The following is a 20,567-nucleotide window of genomic DNA, read 5'->3' as shown; positions in this document are numbered from 1 at the left end:
GTGTGGAGTTGCCCCTTGGTGGAGGGGGTGTTTTTAATTTTTTAAACTGAAAATCAAAAAAACATCTATCCCCAACCCTTCCTTCAAAGGAAGGGAGTATAGAAAGTCTCCCTTTGAAGGGAGATTTAGAGGGATGCTTTTATGGGATTTGAAACAGCATCAATAACCCAATGGTATACGCGTTCCTCCCCTTAATGTGTGGAGTTGCCCCTAGGTGGAGGGGGTGTTTTTTATTCTTAAACTGAAAATCAAAAAAACATCCATCCCCAACCCTTCCTTCAAAGGAAGGGAGTATAGAAAGTCTCCCTTGGAAGGGAGATTTAGAGGGATGTGCCTTATTTATAGCCACTGGTTTTTGTGGAAGTAGTATTTTGGTTTACAGCCTCAATAAGTGTTAATTTAACATTTTAGTATATGTTTCTGAAAATAATAATTAGTTTAGTCGCCGAGTATTTTAGATAGCCTTCGGATCTACAAAAGACTCCATATTCTATTTAACGTATATTCTATTATAAATGAAAGTAACTTTACTATCTATTGCATGCCTTATGATGTGCGCTATCCACTTTGCTCAAGACAAACCTATACGTATAGCGGTACACTATCCTATATCACTATCTGATAATGCAAACAATGTTGATGGGATTGTCGGTGCTAATATCAAATACAGTATTTATGAATCTCCAATTCTTACATTAGGAGCTTCATATACCCTTGACTATTTTCGTAATGCTGAGATTCAGAATGTTTTTGAAGTAAAGAATAATGCATTTTTTAATCATTTAGATCTTTATTCTGAGTTTAAGCTGCCTGGAATACAAAAATTGCATCCTTATGTAAGTTTAGGCTATACTTTATTGTACAATAGTTTTGAATCTACCGCGAACGATTTTACTTATAGCGAAAATGACATGCCATTTCAATCGAATGAAAAGACGACTGATAGTTCACATGGTGCTAACTTAAAACTAGGACTTAGTTATGATATTACATCAGTAATTTTTATACAAACCTACTATCAATATCTTAAAATCTTTGATAAAGAAATTTATTATGAAGGTGTTGATAATGTAGCTTATAATCACCTAACTATAGGCATAGGTTTTAAATTTTAAGCAATAACATTTTTAAACCAAAAACCCCCAAATTCATTCGAATTTGGGGATTTTATTATATTCTAAAAAATGCAATTACTCTGCAGCAATATCTTGAGGCGTTGGATTATCAGTATTCTCCTGATTTTCGCTTTCATCCTCAGAGGTTGACCGCGTACGATTCTCGATCAAGGTGTTGTAATTATCTGTGAGCGCGTTTAGTTTATTAATCAAATTGGTAAGAGCCGCTGTGCCATTAAGGGTGGCATGTGCCGTGATATGATCCATAAGCACGCGATATGCCGTTACCGCCTCATCACGCATCGAGCTGAGGTTTTCTTTGGTAGCAGTTGCATATTCACTATTACGCTCTAAGAACTTATTGTTAAAAACCGTGTTGACAGTTTTCATATGCGACACCCAATCGGTAAGCTGTAATAAAGTTACTGCCTTCTTGAGCGATGCATTTTGTTCCCACTCGCTGATCAAATTACGCAGGGTAGTAGTTTGCGCCTGATAATTTAATTTATACAGTTGTGTACCATATAGATTAATACTTTCTAATAAGGCTTGGGCAGCCTCACGAGACTTTTTGTCATAATGATAGGTATAGCCTTCGATGACAGCACGGATCCCAATGATGGCAAAATCCCGGGCCTCGTCATAGGCTTCGAGTTCTTTGGTCGTAGGACTACTGGTTTGTTGTTTAAAAACATCGTCGAGAGCAGTTACCGGAATCTTGTAAGCCTTCACCTGATCAGCGATTTTTAACTTTTCTGGATCTGTATCTGTAACGATGGAAAGGACGTTGGCGTGAAACTGAATAAACTCACTGTTTCTATAAGCACGTTGCATAGGAATTGTTATCATAATATACTATAAATGGTTAATAATGTGTTAAATATAGAATCTTCTCTTGAAAAATAAAAATTTATTTAAAAGGTTCTTTTTCGCAAACCCTTGCTACCACTGCTTGGAAAGTTGCCGCACTTGTCAGGAAGGTTTCCCGGTGGTGGGAAAGCGTGCCGCACTTGTCAGGAGCGTTTCCCGAAGGTGGGAAAGCGTGCCGCACTTGTCAGGAGAGTTTCCCAGAGGTGGGAAATGTTGCCGCCCTTGTCAGGAGAGTTTCCCAGAGGTGGGAAATGTTGCCGCACTTGTCAGGAAGGTTTCCCGGTGGTGGGAAAAGGATGTTCAGAATACTGAATACCGAATGTAAAATATCGAACGCCGAAGGACTAAATAATAAATGTAAAATCGTAAATGCTATATGTAAAAGTATCTAGTAGGTACTTACTACTAAATTTCAAGTGAGCTAAAAACGCCCTATAAAAATTTAAGCGAAAAAAATGAAGTGAAAGTAGTAGCCACAGGAAATTTGTTTACCAAAAAAAGCAGATATCGTACTCAAAACAAACTTAGCAGTTATAGAGATTAAGTTAGTTAGCCTGTTTAATTTCATGTAGCGTATTGAACGTTATTTTTAGCAAAAGTTCTTTAAGACTAGACTTTTCCAGTCCGTCTGATGGACTTTTCGGGCGGATTGATTGATGTCATCCCGAGCGGAGCCGAGGGGTTGGGTGATGCAAAAAAGAATACATTTCATTTGAATACCGAATATTTAAATAAAATCTGTAGCTTAGTATTTCTTAAACACCAACTACCCACCCCACCCAGTAACCTTGTGTTGTTTTTTATTGATATATATAAGAGAAATAGTTACGATGGTAGCTATATATAATTGTTGTGCGTTATGCAAGAAATCTATTAACCAATTAAAATCCCGTTAGATTGAAATATGAGGATAAATAAAACCTATCAGAGCTTACTTGATAAATCTACAAGCTCAATGCTTTCAGCTATAGAGATTTACAATAAGCCTGATTTTAAATACAGAGAAGAAACGTTTTCTATCTTGTCTATTAATTCTTGGGAGTTGTTATTCAAAGCGAGAATTCTTAAACTGTCTAATTTCAAAATGAGCTCCATTTATGTGATGGAGAATAAAAAGAAAAAAAATGGAGAAAAATCAAAAGTACTTCAACCAAAATTAAATCGGTCAAGAAATCCAATGACTATTAGTTTAGCTGAATCTATTTTAAGACTTAGAACTAAAGGCGAAAATATTAGTTTAAATTTAGTGAAAAGTCTTTTTGGGCTTATAGAATTAAGAGATAATGCAATTCACTTTCATAATTCGACTGATATATCTAAAGAAATTCAAGAATTAGGATTTGCGTGTATAAAAAACTTTATGGAACTAATTCAAAGATGGGAACCTAAAGTAAAACTGTCTCAATACAATTTTTATCTAATGCCTTTAGCATATGTTGATTCAAATATTGAGTCAACAGCCATATTAACAGATGAAGTAGCAAATTATTTGAACTATTTGAAGAAGAAGGTATCTGAAACTGATACAGCAGATGTTGATTTTAGCGTAGCAATCGGCATAGATATAAGTTTCAAGAAGAATACAACTTTAGAGGGTATCGGAATGAGATATGATGCGAATGGAATACCAATAAGCCTTTCTGAAGAAGATATTACACTAAAGTATCCATTGATCTATAAAAATATCACATCTACTGCAAATAATAGATATATTGACTTTAAAGTTAATAGTGATTTTCATTCACTAATGCGGAATGTGAAAGCAGATAAAAAATTAGCACATAATAGAAAACTAGACCCAAAGAATCCAAAATCTCAAGTTAAAACTTTTTTTAATTCAAATATTTGGAAAATACTTGATAAAAAATACACTAAAAAATAAGCACAAACGCACAACAAAGCTATAATTAGTGCTAGTTCTAGCTTACTTACGAAAATCCTTTCGGATTTTCTATTCCGTTTCTATTTGCTAACTTAGTTGCTTAAACACGCACCAAATCATATACGTAAACGTTGGGCTTAATATAAAACAAACTTCATCTTGAATGATTGGCATTGAGAAACTGAAAGAAAATTTAAACGAACAACAGTTGGAAGCTGTAACAAAAACGGAAGGTTTTGTTAGAGTAATTGCAGGTGCAGGTTCGGGAAAAACAAAAGCTCTCACTCAAAGATATGCCTACATTGTTGAAGCATTAGGAATTAACTCTTCCAATATCCTTTGTGTAACCTTTACAAATAAGGCTGCACAAGAAATGCGAAAAAGAGTAAAAAGGTTAGTCGGAGAAAATTCAGATTTAAGTTACATAACCACCTACCACGGATTTTGTGTTAGAGTTTTAAGAGAAGACATAAACAAAATTAAGTGTCCAAAAAACTTTATAATAATGGACGTTGAAGATCAAAAAACTGTTCTTCGACAAGTTTATAATGAATTAGGTTTAACATCAAAAGTCTTTACTTTTAAACAAGTTTTAAGATATATCAGTAAACAAAAAACTTCACAGGATTATCTGCAATACATCCTTGAATCAAAGAAAAAAGAAACAGATAACGAAATAGAAAAAGTCTTTATTCGGTATTTAGAAAAACAACAAAGAAATTTCGCCTTAGACTTTGACGATTTACTAAATTTTGTACTTTACATATTTGTAAATAATCCTGATGTTATTGAAAAATGGCAAAAGAGATTACACTACATTCAAGTTGATGAAACCCAAGATAGTTCACAAAAACAGTTTATGCTAATTGAAATGCTTTCTCAATTTCATAAAAATCTATTTGTTGTTGGCGACCCAGACCAAACCATTTATGAATGGAGAGGTGCAAAACCTGAAATCTTGGTTGATTTTGATAAACAATTTGTTGATTCAAAAACAATCATAATGAATCAAAATTATCGTTCAACACCAAATATTTTAAGTCTTGGAAATCACATCATTAAAAAGAATAAAATCCGTGTAAATAAAGATATGTTTACAAAAAATCCAGAAGGAGTTGAAGTTGTTCATTTTCACGGACAAAATGATTACGAAGAAGGATTATGGGTTGCAAATGAAATCAAAAGACTTGTAGCAGATGAAAACTGTAAACATTTAGATTTTGCAATACTATATAGAGCAAATCATATTTCACGTATCATTGAACAATCACTAATTAGAGAAAACATTCCTTATTCCGTTTTTGGTGGTATAAGATTTTTTGAACGTAAAGAGATTAAAGATGTTTTGGCTTATCTAAGATTAATTGAATTTGGTGATGATTTTTCTTTTCTAAGAGTTGTGAATACACCAAGCAGAGGTTTAGGAAACAAGTTTATCGAAAACGTAGCCAAAATTGCTGAAAAAGAAAACACTTCTCTTTATTCAGCACTAAAGGAAAACATATCACAAAAGGATTTAAGTCGCAAAGGAGCATTAGAATTTATTGAACTGATAGAAAAGTATAAAAAAGTAAAAGCTGATTTAATAATTTCAGATTTAGTGAAAGAAATTATGGATGAAAGCGGTCTTTCTGCTTATTATAGAATTGATGGCGACACAGACAGATTAGAGAATATCAAAGAACTTCAGAACTCTATAATTTTGTTAGAAACGCAAGATGAAGAGCCAATAAACCTGACTGAATATTTGCAAGAAATTGCACTTTATACAGATATGGATGTTGAAGACGATGGAAATGATAGGGTTAAATTAATGACAATTCATACTTCTAAAGGTTTAGAATTCCCTTACGTTTTTCTATGTGGCTTTACAGAAGGTGTTTTACCAAGCGCAATGTCAATTAAAGAAAGACGAGCAAAAGCACTTGAAGAAGAAAGACGTTTAACCTACGTTGCAATAACAAGAGCTGAAAAGGCATTTTATATGACGGAATCAGAAGGATTCAATTTTAGTACAGGTTTAAATAAATATCCTTCTCGTTTTCTATTTGAAATAAGCGACAATTATTTTGTGAGAAAAGGAGAATTAAGTCAAGAAATCATTAATGAAGCGAAAGAACAACTTAAACTTAATACAAGTCGCCAAATAATTCAGAAGAAATTTGACGTTGGCGATATGGTCAATCACTTAATTTGGAAACTAGGTAAAGTAATAGAGGTCAAAGAAGAAAAAGGAGAATATCAAGTTGAATTTATCGAGACGGGAAAAACTAAACCAATAAATTTTGAATTTAGAGGTTTAACAAAAGTCGAAAAACCAACTGAACTCACAGAAGAAGAAAAAGTCGAAAAATCTAAATCAGATAACGATTGGAATTCGTTTGTAGAGAACGAAATTCATATAAAGGAAAGTAAGAAAACGCAAATAACAGAACCGATAGAAACCATTACAGAAGAAAAGAAAGACTTAATTAGAAAAAGAATTGCTGATTTAAAAGAAGAAAAAGCTGAACTTGAAAAAACTGTATTAGAAAGCTCTAAATCGGAATTGACAACTGACTCGGAAATTTCAGAAAAAGGAACTACCGAAATAAAAGAATCTGAGGAAAAAATACTAAGCCCAACGGCATATAAAAGTAATGATGGGAACAGTGCTAAACCCAAAGAAAAAGATAAAAATAATTTATGGTCTAAACTGAAAGGTTTGTGGTCTTAAACCACCATTATTCTTATAAGACCGTTAGACACAATTAATAAAAATGACAATCCGAAATACTTTATTAATATTGATTTTGACTTTCCTCTATTGCAAAACAGCAAAAGTGGAAGCCCAAACGGACAATCCAAAATCTGAACTAATTGTATCGGAATATCCTAAACAAATTGGTTTAGTAAATGATTTTGAAAATATTTTCACAGAAGAAGAAAAAACTCAACTAACTAAACTCCTGTCTTATTATAAAAAAACCTCATTCCGTGAAATTGCTATAATAACCATAGATTCAATTCCAATAAATACTGAATTTGACCAATATGTAATCATAGTGTCGGAAAATTGGAATGTTGGAAGAAACAATAATGGAAATGGACTTACGCTTGCGTTGAGCAAATCATTGAAAAAAGTAAGGATATCAACAACTGAAAAAACCAAAAACCTTTATTTATCTGACGAATTTTGTAAAAAAGTAATCGAAGAGAATATGATTCCCGAATTTAAAAATGGAAATTACTACGATGGGATTTTACTAGGATTAAATGAATTAATGAGAAAATGGATCTAAAAATGCTGTGAACAACACTGTATAATTCTTTTTAACAAATTAGGGAGATGCTTAAGCAAAGTAATTAATATTATAGAAACCCGATAATAGATATTTTATCAATGAAGAAAATCACTAAACAAATATTAATCTGGACTTTTGTCGTTATTGGATTCGGTATAATAGGATATGTTGGATTTGTAGGTTATGTACTCTATTCATTTGGTAGCGGTTGTGGAATGGATGACGGACCATTTAAAGCTGTTTTGATTGATCCAGTTGAATTGACAACAAATACAGAACGCTTTGAAGTATCGGATAACGGAACATTAATATTGGAAAATCGAAACGACACTCTCTCTCCTATATTCACTTTAGTTGAAAATGGAAACGTCAAATGGAGGTTGGATACCGATACCCGAAACACTAAAGGATACGAATCAACCAGAATTTGGAAAATAAGTAGTGTAGAAGTCACAAAAGATACTGATCCGATTAAACTAAATTTTACCGCACATTGGACCTATGGGGCAGAAGCAGGCTCGATACAAATTGACCGAGAAGATGGAGAAAACAGTTTCTGCTTGAGTTGGTGAAAAAAATAATAAAAGTGACAGGTGAACAACGACTCCTATCAAAAGTTACAGCTCAGTTCTTAAAAGTTCTAATTCGATTTTTATTTGCTAACTTAGATGCTTGCACACGCATCTGGTTTTATATAAATACGATTCGTGCAAGTATTAAAATAGTATTACATCTAAATTTGATTTTGAATGAGTTTTGGAGCTGGACATGTACAAGATATGATAAATCGGATGAAACAAAACCGATCACAGAGATCATCAAGCAGAACTAAATTTAAAGGAAACAATAGAGAAATTACTTCAACAAGTTCAAGGGAAACAAAGAATCACACAAACTTTAAAGTCGTTTCAGAGAAAAAATTAAATAAAATAAAAAAGCAGATTAAAGGACGAGCTAGATCAGATAGAAAAAAAGAGCTGATTTTTTATGGCATTTTATATACACTGATATTGATTGGGCTCATTAAATTTTTAATTTGGGCGAGTTGACAAAGTAACTTGTATAGTCATTCCTTGTGCAAAGTCTGGTTAAGAAATAATTTAAGAAATACCTCAATGAAAAATATCTTGATTCTTATAGCTTTAATACTGTCAAGCTGTCAAAAAAAATCAAAAGAGGTAACAGTAGAGGTAACAGTAGAAGACACCGTAAAGAATCCTTTCAGAAAAGTAGAGACTTTGGTTGAAATGACTGAGATTGATGCTCCCGAAATTAAAATGTTGGAATATCTATCTGTTAAATACACTAGAATTCAAGATTCCACCTTTTTGAAAAAACCAGATTGGATGCTTGCTAATGGTACGGAAGATGTGATTTGTGGTTATATAATTTCGTTTAAAGAAGGACATTCTTTTGCACATCAACAAGAATGTAACGAATGGGGGAGATAGTAACGGTAAGCTTTAAAAACTTTTCAGCAGCTCAGGTTAGAGATATTGTGGAAGAACTATTTGAGAATGATTATTATGATTGGTATGCAGATAAAACTGAATATAGACCTGAAGAATTCTATGAAACCATTTGGACTTTTCGGATTATAGAGAAAGAAACATCAATTGATTTGGAATTTGCTTACTCCTGGATTTAATTTCCCCCGCACTACAAACTCCCCTAACTTCGCAGCATAGTATTTTTACGTAACAGTACTTTAAAAAAAGTCTAATCTCTCTTCTCTATATTCTCAAGTCTTTTCAATTCTCCTTCCCAAGTACTTCCACAAATCTTTATTTTTTAGCGAAATCCCTAATAAACAACCCAATCATCACCACCATCAATAGCGCAAAAGGCAGCGAAGTGATAATCAATAGCTTTTGCATGGCAATTAGTACATTGATATCGGCTTTGGCGTTGCCCAGTAGTAAAATCCCGATAGAAAAAATAGTCAGAATGATACTCCATAACAAACGATGCCGTTTTGAGGGTTCGGGAGTGCCTTTATCGGTAAACATACTCAATACAAAAATGGCAGAATCCAGCGAAGTCACTAAAAAACTGACCAGTAACAGTACGGTAATGGTATTGATCAGCCCTTGATAGGGATAGCTTTCAAAAAATACAAAGATCGAACTAAATACATTATCAAACTGTCCGTCATAACTCCCGGCAGCGGCTATTAAATCAAAGGCAGACTCGCCAAACACCGTAAACCAAAAGAAAGTTCCCAGCGAGGGGACAAGCAGTACGCCAATGATAAGTTCGCGTAGCGTACGACCACGCGAAATCCGAGCAATAAAAATACCGGTAAACGGAGCCCATGCTAACCAAAAGGCCCAGTAGTAATAGGTCCAGTCGGTTAAAAAAGCTTCCCCGGGATTATAAGGTCCCATAGCGAGACTCAACGGAATGAAATCGACGAGATAGTGATAAAACGCGCTGCCAAAACGGGTAGCAATAGCAGGAATATCACTTTGTACAAAAACAAAGAGGAGTAAAGCCACGGTGATATAAATATTCCAGGTAGAGATCACTTTAATTCCACGTTGCATCCCTAACAATACCGAGGTAGCGCCGAGTACGGAGATAAGTAATAAGATGGCGATCGTTCCGCCTATAGTAAATTCATAACCCAATAAATGTTTAAGTCCGCCTTGAATCTGAGTAGTCCCAAGTCCGATAGCCGCAACCAATCCAAAAACAGTAGTGAGTATTGCCAATATATCAATACTGCCCAACACACCGCGTTGCACGCGCTTGGTGGTAATCATATCAGTCAGCGCCGTAAAAGCAGTACTGGGTAAGGCTTTTTTATTTCGCACAAAGAGATAATATCCAATAGCAATGGCAAAAACCGCATAAAAGGCCCAGGCAGTCAGTCCCCATTGATAAAACGTATATTCAAGCGCTACGGTAGCATCCGGCGCACCGTTGGCTATCGGGGGATTCAGTTTCATATATACGGGTTCTTGTACGGCACGTAGTAAGATACCGGCTCCCATCCCTGCGCTGTATAACATCGAGATCCATGCCAGTCGGGAGAATTCGGGGCGTTCCTCGGGAGTGCCTAAACGTTTGCTTCCCCATCGGGAAATCGCTAAAAGCACTAACAGCAACACGCATCCCAGTCCCAACCACAAATAAAACCGACCAAACCAAACTCGTACTGTAACCGAGAACTCCTCGATGATCGTATAGGTTTCCAGCGTAAAGGCATAGAGAAAAAAGGAAAAGAAAAGTAACAGTGCTAAAGAAAGGTATAGTAGTTTATTGTTAGCTAAAGAATAGGACATACGATGTGGTTAAGCGGTGTAAGGTGTTATAAAATATGTTTTAAGTATCCTTAGTACAGAGATAAAGCGCTCTAATAATGACGCGAGTAGCGTTTACAAGTCTTAAATATACGCAGCGGAGTTGAGCAATTATAAAAATTATTATTTTTTTAATTTTAAATGGTATTGAGAATCAATTTTTTTATTTACCATTGCAGCAGCATTAAGCTGAGCATCATGACAAGTGTTTTTACCTTGGGACTTATGAGAGAGAGGAAGTTACTCTCAGAAAGTGTTTATTGGATAATCGACCCAAACTTAAAGCTTACTTCACTTCTTAGTATCTTATCAAGTCAGCATGAATACTTTTTCATTCCGACTACTGCCAAGCGTATCCGCGTTTAATTGGGCAAGACAATTCCTTTTTACAACATGTAAGATTGCAACGTAGCTCATGATTCATGGCTTATCCACAATATTTTAAGATTATTTTATAACTCAATATATGTTTTCGCTACTTATAATTAGTAGTATTGAAAACAAAACCGCAGTAAACGAATGAATACTAAATACATAGATTTAATAGATCAATCCTTTTATTTTCCACAAGAAGAATTCAACCTTAAAGGCAATACCTTAACTTTTCACGATATCGATTTAATGAAATTAGTCGAGCAATACGGCGGACCGCTTAAGTTCACCTATTTGCCAAAAATTTCAGAAAATATTAATAGAGCCAAACAATGGTTTGCCAATGCTATCGAAAAGAATCAGTATCAAGGCAACTACAATTACTGTTATTGTACTAAAAGCTCTCACTTTAATCATGTACTGAACGAAGTACTTAAAAATGATGTGCATATCGAGACCTCTTCGGCGTTTGATATTGACATTGTTGAAAAATTAAAGGCCAAAGGAAAGATAACTAACGATACCTATGTAATTTGTAATGGGTTTAAACGAGAGCAATATGTGCAAAATATTGCGCGATTGATTAATGAAGGGCACAACAACTGTATTCCGATTATTGATAATTATGAAGAATTAGAATTGTTGTCAGAGTCGATTGACGGCAAGTACCAGATCGGAATCCGTATTGCATCAGAAGAAGAGCCAAAGTTTGAGTTCTATACCTCACGTTTAGGGATCGGCTATAAAAACATTGTACCTTTTTACAACCGTCAGGTAAAAGATAATGAACAGGTAGAGTTAAAGATGCTACATTTCTTTATCAATACCGGGATTCGTGATACGGCCTATTACTGGAATGAATTATTGAAATGTTTAAAGGCCTATATTCGATTAAAAAAGGAATGTCCAAGTTTGGATAGTCTTAATATTGGAGGCGGTTTTCCTATCAAAAACTCCTTGGCATTTGAGTATGATTATCAGTATATGATTGATGAGATTATTAATCAAATTAATATCGCTTGCGCGGAAGCAAAAGTTCCGGTACCTAATATTTTTACCGAGTTCGGAAGCTTTACCGTAGGAGAAAGCGGCGGAGCCATATATGAAGTATTGTATCAAAAGCAGCAAAACGATCGTGAAAAATGGAATATGATCAATTCGTCTTTTATCACCACGCTACCGGATACCTGGGCAATTAACAAACGTTTTGTGATGTTGGCAGTGAACCGATGGAATGAAGAGTATGAGCGTGTGCTTTTAGGCGGTCTCACCTGTGATAGTGATGATTATTATAATAGTGAGCAGCATATGAATGCGATTTACCTTCCAAAATATAAAAAAGATAAACCCTTGTATATCGGATTCTTTAATACCGGTGCATATCAGGAAACAATCGGAGGTTTTGGTGGTTTACAGCATTGTTTGATTCCGCAACCTAAACATATTTTGATTGATAAGAACGAAGATGGAGAGCTAGTGACGACCCTTTTTAGTGAACAACAAAAAAGTGAAGACCTACTTAAAATTTTAGGATACAACAACTCCTGATTATTCAGTAATAAATAGTAATTTTAAAAAAACTAATACATAAATCTTTAAGAAAGTGAATACTAAAAACTATGCGGGTATACCTGACCAGTATGCAAAACTAGAAAGTTCGAAGGTTGTATTAATTCCAGTTCCTTATGACGGTACCAGTACTTGGCAAAAAGGAGCAGACAAGGGACCTGAAGCGTTTTTGGACGCCTCAGAAAACATGGAGCTCTACGACATCGAAACAGACAGCGAAGTGTATAAGCACGGGATTTATCTAGCAGACCCAATTACTGAAAATGCTTCACCGGAAGCGATGGTAGATGCGGTGCACAAAGCGACCAAAAAGTACATTACCCGAAACAAATTTGTTACGCTATTCGGGGGTGAACATTCCATCTCAATAGGTACCATTCGTGCCTTTGATGAATGCTTTGATAACCTTACAGTATTACACATCGATGCACATGCAGATTTGAGACCGGAGTATGAAGGATCAACCTGTAATCACGCCTGCGCAGTATATGAAGCAAGTCAAAAAACAAACCTTATTCAGGTAGGGATTCGTAGTATGGATGTTTTGGAGAAAACTGTTATGAATGAGGAAAAGACCTATTTTGCTCATGAAATGGCCACCGATGAGTATTGGATGGATAGTGCTGTGGATCAAATGACAGATAATGTTTTTATCACCTTTGATCTGGATGCTTTGGATCCTTCAATTCTTTCTTCCACAGGAACACCGGAACCGGGCGGATTGTTTTGGTATGAAACCTTAGAGTTTTTACAAACAGTTTTTAAAGAGAAAAATGTTGTCGGATTTGATATCGTAGAGTTATGTCCGAACAAGATTGATAAATCATCAGACTTTTTAGCTGCAAAGCTATATTACAAAATGTTGAGTTATAAGTTTGCAGGTGCAGAAGCAGGTAATGAATATGAAGGCGCACAAATCAATGCAAATGACTCAAAAACAAAAAAATTAAACTTACATGACGATGAAGACTAAAGGTGCCATTTCTAATTTTATAGAAAAATATTATTTACACTTTAATGCAGCGGCGATCGTAGATGCAGCCAAGGCGTATGAAGAGCAGTTGGCCGGCGGAGCTAAAATGTTAGTGTCTCTGGCAGGAGCTATGAGTACTGCAGAATTAGGTAAAATATTTTCTGAAATGATTCGTCAGGATAAAGTGCAAATTATCTCCTGTACGGGTGCCAACCTTGAAGAAGATATCATGAACTTGGTAGCACATTCGCATTATAAGCGTGTTCCTAACTATCGTGATCTTACCCCAAAAGATGAATGGGAATTATTGGAAAAAGGATTGAACCGTGTCACAGATACCTGTATTCCTGAAGAAGAAGCCTTTAGACGTTTACAAGAACATATTTTTAAAATCTGGAAAGATGCTGAAGATAAAGGAGAACGCTATTTTCCGCATGAGTTTATGTACAAAATGTTATTGTCCGGAGTTTTAGAACAATACTATGAGATTGATATTAAAGATTCATGGATGTATGCAGCGGCAGAGAAAAATCTACCAATAGTAGTACCGGGTTGGGAGGATAGTACCATGGGTAATATTTTTGCGTCCTACGTACTCAAAGGTGAACTAAAGGCGAGCACCATGAAGTCCGGGATAGAATATATGACCTTCTTGGCAGACTGGTATACAGATAACTCTAAGAATGGTATTGGATTTTTCCAGATAGGTGGCGGAATCGCAGGAGATTTTCCCATCTGTGTAGTGCCAATGTTGTACCAGGATATGGAGCGACCTGATACGCCTTTCTGGAGCTACTTTTGTCAGATATCCGATTCCACAACAAGTTATGGATCGTATTCTGGAGCAGTACCCAACGAAAAAATCACGTGGGGTAAATTAGACATAGACACCCCAAAATTTATAATTGAAAGTGATGCAACGATAGTAGCCCCTTTACTATTTGCGTATATCCTTGATATGTAAACGAAAAAAACCAGCGTACACCATGAAGAGAGTAATTGTAGACTTTAAAAAACTTAACCAAAGTATTTTAGAACTATTAGTAGCAAAATTTCCTGACGGCTATGGAGATGAACATGTGATCACCTTCAAAAATCAGCATAATGAGACCATTGAGGCCGTAGAGGTGCGTACAGAGGATACCATCTATCTTGTAAAAATCAGTAAACGTTTAGCCGATACTATGGAGGCATTTGATGATGATAACGATGATGATATGGGGGCCGATGTTGATAATACGCCTATGGATGATATGGAAGATATGGATGATTAATATTTGCTGTAAATCATAAAAACCATCTCATTCTTAAGACAAAAATGAGATGGTTTAAAAATGGTACCTATTGATGATGTGTGGTAAGTGCTAAAACTTCAGCAGACCTATCAACACAGATCAAGATTTAAATTTATATTCCCTGACTTAACAAATAGCAAAGAATTGAATTGCTAAAGATGTTTAGAAAGTATTTTTAAAAAAATAATTAACAGAATACACATGAAACAAGTAGTGTATGCCTTGCAGATCGCAGATAATATTGCGATCAAATCGGTAAGAGCATCTTTTTCGGGAAATCTTTTATTTTCTGACCGCGATGAACTCTTTTTTGAGAACGAATCAGAACAATACGTGTATGTTTTCAAATACGGAGTTATTTGCTTTTTTAATACGAGTCAAGAAGCTATAGATAGCATTGTTGAGGAATTATTACCCTTCTGTCGTAATCCGTTGGAGAAACATTTGGTAGAAAAGATAGATGTTCATATGGAGTCTTCAGAAACTGTGGTTCACTACGATAATATTACGTTGAGAGAATTCAATAAGGATTTTTTACGACTCATCATGCTCAACACTTCACAATCGGTGGCACTCGATCGCTATGCCGAAATTACCGAAGAGTTGTTGGATGATACCAATGCACATACCATGTATTTGGAGACTAAAGGACGCTTAGATATTAGTGGAAACAAGTTAAAACGTTACATAGGTAAGATTCTAAATATCAAAAACAAAATATCCGAGAATCTCTATATTTTTGATTCCCATGATCTCACCTGGGATGATGAAAAATTAAACCGTTTTGATTCAGATCTCAAAAAAACCTTTGATCTGAAGGACCGATATCGTGATATCCACGATCGTATTGAGATTATTAAAGAAAACCTTGAGTTGTTTAAAGATATCATGGATCATAGAGAAAGCAGTCGTTTAGAATGGATCATTATCATATTAATTTTAGTAGAAGTGTTTGATCTCTTCATTGCTAAAATTTTATAACCAGACTATCCTTTATTAAGATCTAAGAGAAACTGTGCTGCGGCAAAAGGAGTAATTTTATGTTGACGTACAGCTTCAATTTGTGATTGTAAAGCTTTTTTAACTGCCGGATGATTATAGAAAGATGTTTTTAATTGCTCTTCGATAGTCTGTAATAACCAATAGGTGTTCTGTTCAGCACGATGTTGTTCAAAATATTGATTTTGAGTAACAATGTCCAAATATCGTTCAATAAGTTCCCAGATCTCTTCGACACCTTCATTATGGAGCGCACTGCACATCAAAACCTCCGGAAGCCAACCACTAGGACTTTGAGGGTAAAGATGAAGTGCTTTTTTGAACTGATTACGGGCTTCTCTGGCATGTTTTCGGTTATCACCATCAGCTTTATTGATCACAATAGCATCAGCCATTTCTATAATACCCCGTTTAATACCCTGTAACTCGTCACCGGCACCGGCAAGCTTAAGTAGCAAGAAAAAATCCACCATGCTATGCACCACGGTTTCGCTTTGACCTACACCCACGGTTTCAATTATAATGATATCATAACCTGCAGCTTCGCAAAGAATTATAGATTCACGCGTTTTTTGCGCTACGCCACCCAATGACTTACCCGAAGGTGAGGGTCTGATAAACGCATCTTTGGATCGTACTAATGTTTCCATGCGCGTTTTGTCACCAAGAATACTTCCGCCGGATATGGTACTACTAGGATCTACCGCCAGCACCGCGACTTTTTTACCTTTTTTGATGAGCGTGTTTCCAAGAGCTTCAATAAAAGTGCTTTTACCTACCCCTGGAACTCCGGTGATCCCAATGCGGATAGAAGTATTGGCATGGGGTAAACATTGATTAATGAGTTGTTGTGCTTTTTCTGCATGTTTGGCTTGCGTACTTTCAACCAATGTAATCCCCTGACTAAGTGCTGTAGTGTCGTGCGAAAGAATCTGTTCAACCAATAAAGAGATATCAAGCTCTTTTGGTTGTTGTTTCTTAAATCGCTCTAACGCTTTGTTAGTAGTGTTTTTGGGAGGTGTACTTGCATCTCCCTGTGATGAATGTTGAGAAGTATCTTTAGCCACAAATTACATTTATGACAAATTTATGAATTCATTTTTGGATACAATCCGTTTAAGCAGCTATATTCATTTCATATTATAAAAAATAAAAGTATACAATGAAGACATTATACACAGCAGTGGCAACAACAGAAGGTGGAAGAACCGGACATGTATCAACAGATGATAAGGCTATAGACACTCCATTAAGTGTCCCCAAAGGAATGGGTGGAGATGGTGGTAAATATACTAATCCAGAACAATTGTTTGCAGCTGGATATTCTGCATGTTATGGAAGTGCCTTGCAAGTGATAGCAGAAAAACACAAGGTAGATTTAGGGAACTTTAGCGTTACTGCACATGTGGATTTCGGAAAAACAGAGGAAGGCGATTTTCAACTGGCAGTTGTCTTGGACTCGTATTTACCGGGGTTGGATGTAGAGACCGGAGAGACCTTAGTGAATGAAGCACATGAAATATGTCCTTATTCTCGTGCTACCCGTGATAATATTGATGTTACACTCAATCTTCTTTTAGACGAGTAGAGGATTCAAAATAAACTATCTAAAAAGGCCTTATATTTTCATAAGGCTTTTTTTATGCAAGTACTTTTATAGGAATTACTACCGACGTATCTTCCCATTGTAATGTAAGTGTAATAAAATCGTTGACAGTATCAAAAAATATAGCAAACTGTTCTACGGGAGAGGTGAGACGATGCGATGGTACCTCGATAACCAAAGCATCATAGTTTGGGTCGTGAGCAACGGATCCATCGAATTTAACACCCCAGGCGTACTTCTTGGAATTAAAAATAATCTTCCATGAGTTTGGTTTAGGTACTGTCCAAATTGAGTAGGATCCTTGTGGCAGTTTAGAACCATCAACCAAAATATCTTTGTCAAAGGTAAGAGTCGTGGGCTCGTTCGCACCTGTACGCCAAACTTGATGGAAAGGTACTAAACCGCCAAAAATTGTTCTTCCTTTGGTATAGGGCCGATTATAATTGACCGTAAAATTGCATTGATTTACAGTATAATTTACGGTTTGTTCGGGACTATGTTGTTTAGTTTGATTTTTAAGGACAAAAAATGTCGTGATCAACATTAGAATAACCACTATAGAACTTATGCCTGCAATTTTCAACGATTTTTTCATGATACTATCAAAATTAGGAGGTGAAGAAACTTTTTGTCAGAGTGCGTGATATAATTTATGTACTTTTAGCCCAATGCAAAACCTATATGACTGAAAAATACTTCAAAAAATTTACTCCGGATATTTCATTTGATAAAGATACTTATATTATTGTGGGATCCGGTATTGGCGGATTGACCACAGCAGTTTTTTTAGCCAAAGCCGGAAAGAAAGTTGTTATTTTAGAACAGCATTATACACCGGGCGGGTTCACCCATACCTTTAAACGAAGAGACGGTTTTGAGTGGGATGTGGGGGTACATTACGTTGGCAATATGGGCGAAAAGTCTAAGTTACGCGGGATTTTTAATTATTTATCAAATAACCGGTTGGAGTGGGACGCTATGGGAGATCCATACGATGTCGCCTATATCGGAGATAAACGTTATGAATATGTCGCAGGAATAGAAAACTTTAGAAACAAATTCTATGAATATTTTCCCGAAGACAAAGATGCAATAGATACATATCTGAAAAAGCTTAAAAGCTCAACATTGAAAAGCTTCCTGTTTTTTGTCCAAAAAGCGCTTCCCACGCCATTGCGTACTATAATTGGTCCGGTTTTAAGAAGTTTTCATGCAACAATCGCAAAGAGAACTACGTATGAGGTTTTACGGTCATTTACAGATAATATGGAGCTAATAGCAGCCTTAACAGCACAATGTGGAAATTACGGTTTACCGCCGAAACAAAGTAGTTTTGCGGCACATGCGATTGTTGTCAATCATTTTATGGAAGGAGGGTATTATCCACGAGGTGGAGCCGATGCAATACCACAAACAATCGTACAACATCTTAAAGAACTTAATACTGAGGTATTTATCAAAGCCCGCGTAGATCACATAATAACTGAAAAAAACAAAGTTTCAGGAATATCAATAAATGGTCGTGTATACGCTTGTAATAACGTAATTAGTAATGCCGGTGCACATAATACTTTTCAAAAGTTATTGAAAGGGAAGCATGCGGTCAGTTTAAAGAGTGGTAATACAAAACTTCATAGATCCACAGCGCATTTCTGCTTGTATATCGGACTCAATAAAAGTGATAAAGAGTTAGAATTGCCAAAATATAATATCTGGTGGCACAAAAGTCATGATTTAGATGAGAATTTAGAGAAACATAGCTTAAAAGAGAACGAGCTACCGTTCGCATATATTTCCTTTCCGTCATCCAAAGATAGCGCCTGGTCCAAGAAGCATCCTAATACGTCAACTATACAAATTATCGGTAAAACTGAATTTGAAAATTTTGAAGAGTTTGAGGATACCGAATGGATGCATAGAGGAGATAGGTATGCTACCCTCAAAAAAGACTTTGAGATCGCCGCACTTAAAATTTTACTGCAATTGTATCCGCACCTTGAGGATGCTATAGCTTATACCGAAGTTTCATCACCCTTAAGTACAAAAAAATTTAGTGGATATCAGGAAGGCGAGATTTACGGAGTCACACATGCCCCAGAGCGTTTTACTCAAAGAGAGCTTACCCCTAGAACAAAAATTAAGGGATTATACCTCACTGGTCAGGATATAACCTTAGTTGGAGTGGGTGGCGCAATGTCCAGCGGAATTTTAACAGCAATTACCATAATTAAATGGAATATGTCTCGTCAGTTCAAAGAGATTACAAGCAAGTTTACAAAGAGCTAGCCTTAAAAGGTTTTATATAATTGTAAGTACTCTCAAATAATATATTAGGATTTTCTGAATCGCTATTAATCGTGTTTTTTAACATAACCGCTTGTCCTATGGCATCAATCAATTGTGATCTGGTACTAGCAATAAGTTTAATTAGATCAGATGGCAGTACGGCTTTGTCAACCATGCGTTCTGCGAGTTCAATGATTTTTTTATCCTGAGCGATGCATTGATTCAAATAATAATCGGCGTCTTTCTTTATAAAAAAACTTTTAAGTTCTTGCAAAAAACCTAAGGGATTCATTAATTCCTTTGGAAAAGAGTAGTTGTATCCTAAACGCTCTAAAGAATTTTTCAGCTGGTTGCTAAAACCACTGCGTTTGTTACTCTGTGATTTTAGAAACTTTTTGATAATTACATTTGATACACTGTCACTGGCCTCAATATAATGTAATGTAGCGACATCACTTTCAGTAATAAGTACATCCAAATAAGAATAATCGTAAATCATAAGCCCTAATATTTGCTGCAATATAAAAGTAGAGAAAATGCTACCTTCTTAATCTCAAGTTAAATACACCTTTTTTAGTATAAAATTCACAGTAACTTATAAAGTATTGTTAAGGAAATCTCTGTGTTTTACTGGAAACTAGAGCTTAGTTCGATAACGCTATTCTATTTTTGATTTTCATAGTTTCAATAGCCAATAACGTACGTTCTCTTGTAAGATCTGTAAAGACATACTCCGGAGTGTACGCAGAGGAAATTAATGAATCAATTTTTTCAATCATCTGTTCTGAGTCCAGAACAACTTGAGATAATAGCGTTACTCTTCTTTTTGAACTAGTTAATTTATCTTGCATAGTGTATTTTTTATCTTTTGTATATCTACGCAGTTAAACAGTAAATGGTTTTAGTTTTTTGTAAAAAAAGATAGAATACAATGTTCAAAATGCTATATTATTAAATATCAAGGGGTTGAAGATCTTTTTTTTCAATATGAATTCTCGGGAATAGAATTTG

The 20,567-nt window shown here is 35.5% G+C and carries 21 protein-coding genes; 15 read left to right on the top strand and 6 right to left on the bottom strand.

The window, feature by feature from the left end; all coding sequences use genetic code 11:
- Positions 1-515 precede the first annotated feature (515 nt).
- Positions 516-1,115 (top strand): outer membrane beta-barrel protein, encoded by a 600-nt coding sequence (locus tag BD809_RS13935; RefSeq protein WP_148783593.1) that lies wholly within the window; start codon positions 516-518, stop codon positions 1,113-1,115.
- A 75-nt stretch (positions 1,116-1,190) separates the two neighbouring features.
- On the opposite strand, the gene BD809_RS13930 is transcribed toward BD809_RS13935, so the two are convergent.
- On the bottom strand, positions 1,191-1,964 hold the full coding sequence (locus BD809_RS13930) for a DUF6261 family protein (protein ID WP_148783592.1): 774 nt from the start codon (positions 1,962-1,964) through the stop codon (positions 1,191-1,193).
- Between the two features lie 925 nt (positions 1,965-2,889).
- On the opposite strand from BD809_RS13930, the gene BD809_RS13925 reads away from it, so the two are divergent.
- The 7 genes from BD809_RS13925 to BD809_RS13895 all read left to right on the top strand — a co-directional run bounded on the left by BD809_RS13925 (position 2,890) and on the right by BD809_RS13895 (position 8,799).
- On the top strand, positions 2,890-3,867 hold the full coding sequence (locus BD809_RS13925) for a DUF3644 domain-containing protein (RefSeq protein WP_148783591.1): 978 nt from the start codon (positions 2,890-2,892) through the stop codon (positions 3,865-3,867).
- A gap of 163 nt (positions 3,868-4,030) precedes the next feature.
- Complete coding sequence (locus BD809_RS13920) at positions 4,031-6,583, top strand: ATP-dependent helicase (RefSeq protein WP_211356726.1); 2,553 nt, start codon at positions 4,031-4,033, stop codon at positions 6,581-6,583.
- Positions 6,584-6,689: 106 nt separating this feature from the next.
- Positions 6,690-7,148: a TPM domain-containing protein gene (locus BD809_RS13915; protein WP_170251895.1), complete on the top strand. Its 459-nt coding sequence runs from the start codon at positions 6,690-6,692 to the stop codon at positions 7,146-7,148.
- 101 nt (positions 7,149-7,249) lie between these two features.
- Positions 7,250-7,723, top strand: a complete 474-nt coding sequence (locus tag BD809_RS13910) for a hypothetical protein (protein WP_148783589.1) — start codon at positions 7,250-7,252, stop codon at positions 7,721-7,723.
- A 177-nt stretch (positions 7,724-7,900) separates the two neighbouring features.
- The gene (locus BD809_RS13905) at positions 7,901-8,200 is read left to right on the top strand and encodes a hypothetical protein (protein ID WP_148783588.1); all 300 of its coding nucleotides are present in this window, start codon (positions 7,901-7,903) and stop codon (positions 8,198-8,200) included.
- A gap of 66 nt (positions 8,201-8,266) precedes the next feature.
- Complete coding sequence (locus BD809_RS13900) at positions 8,267-8,602, top strand: hypothetical protein (RefSeq protein WP_148783587.1); 336 nt, start codon at positions 8,267-8,269, stop codon at positions 8,600-8,602.
- Positions 8,590-8,799 (top strand): hypothetical protein, encoded by a 210-nt coding sequence (locus BD809_RS13895; protein WP_148783586.1) that lies wholly within the window; start codon positions 8,590-8,592, stop codon positions 8,797-8,799. Before BD809_RS13900 ends, BD809_RS13895 begins: the two co-directional genes overlap by 13 nt.
- A 136-nt stretch (positions 8,800-8,935) precedes the next feature.
- On the opposite strand, the gene BD809_RS13890 is transcribed toward BD809_RS13895, so the two are convergent.
- Complete coding sequence (locus BD809_RS13890; RefSeq protein ID WP_148783585.1) at positions 8,936-10,438, bottom strand: BCCT family transporter; 1,503 nt, start codon at positions 10,436-10,438, stop codon at positions 8,936-8,938.
- Positions 10,439-10,975: 537 nt separating this feature from the next.
- Here BD809_RS13890 and BD809_RS13885 point away from each other — a divergent pair.
- The 5 genes from BD809_RS13885 to BD809_RS13865 all read left to right on the top strand — a co-directional run bounded on the left by BD809_RS13885 (position 10,976) and on the right by BD809_RS13865 (position 15,646).
- Complete coding sequence (locus tag BD809_RS13885) at positions 10,976-12,376, top strand: arginine decarboxylase (protein ID WP_148783584.1); 1,401 nt, start codon at positions 10,976-10,978, stop codon at positions 12,374-12,376.
- A 55-nt stretch (positions 12,377-12,431) separates the two neighbouring features.
- The gene (gene speB / locus BD809_RS13880) at positions 12,432-13,370 is read left to right on the top strand and encodes an agmatinase (RefSeq protein WP_148783583.1); all 939 of its coding nucleotides are present in this window, start codon (positions 12,432-12,434) and stop codon (positions 13,368-13,370) included.
- Positions 13,360-14,334 (top strand): deoxyhypusine synthase family protein, encoded by a 975-nt coding sequence (locus BD809_RS13875; protein WP_148783582.1) that lies wholly within the window; start codon positions 13,360-13,362, stop codon positions 14,332-14,334. The genes speB and BD809_RS13875 overlap by 11 nt, the downstream gene beginning before the upstream one ends.
- A 22-nt stretch (positions 14,335-14,356) precedes the next feature.
- Entirely contained in the window at positions 14,357-14,644 is a 288-nt protein-coding gene (locus BD809_RS13870; protein ID WP_148783581.1) for a hypothetical protein, read from the top strand.
- A 222-nt stretch (positions 14,645-14,866) separates the two neighbouring features.
- A complete protein-coding gene (locus BD809_RS13865; RefSeq protein WP_148783580.1) occupies positions 14,867-15,646 on the top strand; it encodes an RMD1 family protein in 780 nt (259 codons plus the stop codon).
- A 5-nt stretch (positions 15,647-15,651) separates the two neighbouring features.
- Here the strand turns inward: BD809_RS13865 and meaB are convergent, their stop codons facing one another.
- Positions 15,652-16,731 (bottom strand): methylmalonyl Co-A mutase-associated GTPase MeaB, encoded by a 1,080-nt coding sequence (gene meaB, locus BD809_RS13860; RefSeq protein WP_148783579.1) that lies wholly within the window; start codon positions 16,729-16,731, stop codon positions 15,652-15,654.
- A 95-nt stretch (positions 16,732-16,826) separates the two neighbouring features.
- Here meaB and BD809_RS13855 point away from each other — a divergent pair, with 95 nt between their 5' ends.
- On the top strand, positions 16,827-17,252 hold the full coding sequence (locus BD809_RS13855) for an organic hydroperoxide resistance protein (RefSeq protein WP_148783578.1): 426 nt from the start codon (positions 16,827-16,829) through the stop codon (positions 17,250-17,252).
- A 52-nt stretch (positions 17,253-17,304) separates the two neighbouring features.
- On the opposite strand, the gene BD809_RS13850 is transcribed toward BD809_RS13855, so the two are convergent.
- Positions 17,305-17,865 (bottom strand): DUF2911 domain-containing protein, encoded by a 561-nt coding sequence (locus BD809_RS13850; protein ID WP_148783577.1) that lies wholly within the window; start codon positions 17,863-17,865, stop codon positions 17,305-17,307.
- Positions 17,866-17,951: 86 nt separating this feature from the next.
- On the opposite strand from BD809_RS13850, the gene BD809_RS13845 reads away from it, so the two are divergent.
- The gene (locus BD809_RS13845; protein WP_148783576.1) at positions 17,952-19,556 is read left to right on the top strand and encodes a phytoene desaturase family protein; all 1,605 of its coding nucleotides are present in this window, start codon (positions 17,952-17,954) and stop codon (positions 19,554-19,556) included.
- Here BD809_RS13845 and BD809_RS13840 read toward each other — a convergent pair.
- Entirely contained in the window at positions 19,543-20,055 is a 513-nt protein-coding gene (locus BD809_RS13840) for a hypothetical protein (RefSeq protein WP_148783575.1), read from the bottom strand. The genes BD809_RS13845 and BD809_RS13840 overlap by 14 nt on opposite strands.
- A 145-nt stretch (positions 20,056-20,200) precedes the next feature.
- Entirely contained in the window at positions 20,201-20,407 is a 207-nt protein-coding gene (locus BD809_RS13835; protein WP_148783574.1) for a hypothetical protein, read from the bottom strand.
- Between the last annotated feature and the right edge of the window lie 160 nt (positions 20,408-20,567).

Origin of the sequence: Aquimarina intermedia, assembly GCF_008124785.1 — a bacterium.
Lineage (GTDB): Bacteria > Bacteroidota > Bacteroidia > Flavobacteriales > Flavobacteriaceae > Aquimarina > Aquimarina intermedia.
This window is presented reverse-complemented; position numbering and strand designations above follow the sequence as displayed.